This window comes from Bacillus cereus, from assembly GCF_002564555.1.
GTDB lineage: Bacteria > Bacillota > Bacilli > Bacillales > Bacillaceae_G > Bacillus_A > Bacillus_A cereus_K.
The window spans coordinates 1-394 of sequence record NZ_NUVD01000032.1 but is presented as its reverse complement, the minus strand read 5'-3'; the positions used below and the strand labels follow the sequence as shown (position 1 = coordinate 394).

The window sequence follows — 394 nt, the reverse complement described above, 5'->3', positions numbered from 1 at the left end:
TTGTATATCTCATCCATCCACTTTCAGATTGTTTCGCTTTATACTTCCCATAAGACAGAAGCTTCATTGCCGAGCGATTGGCCGCATGAAAAACCAAGTTCAGCTTCCATTCTTCCTCCATTTCACTGGGATAGGTGGTGGATTCATAAACATAATAACCCGCCATGATACAGGGGGTTACTTGCTCCGGTTCAAATCCATAAGCAGTTGCATCATCCACAACCAAATCAATGATGCATCGGTTTCCATCTTTAACTTTTTTCATGAGTAATTTTTTTACCGATCCTGGTACTAATTCTAATATTTTATCCTTCATGTCAGTCACCTCATCTTTTATCATGTCCAGATAGCCTGGGGATATGTGTCAAACAGAATGAAATTCCAACCGTAATTG

At 39.6% G+C, this 394-nt stretch carries 1 protein-coding gene; it reads right to left on the bottom strand.

Annotation, left to right across the window (positions count from 1 at the left end):
• Positions 1-316, bottom strand: a 316-nt coding sequence (locus tag COI75_RS16875; RefSeq protein ID WP_098448496.1) for a hypothetical protein, incomplete at its 3' end; no start/stop codon positions are given.
• Between the last annotated feature and the right edge of the window lie 78 nt (positions 317-394).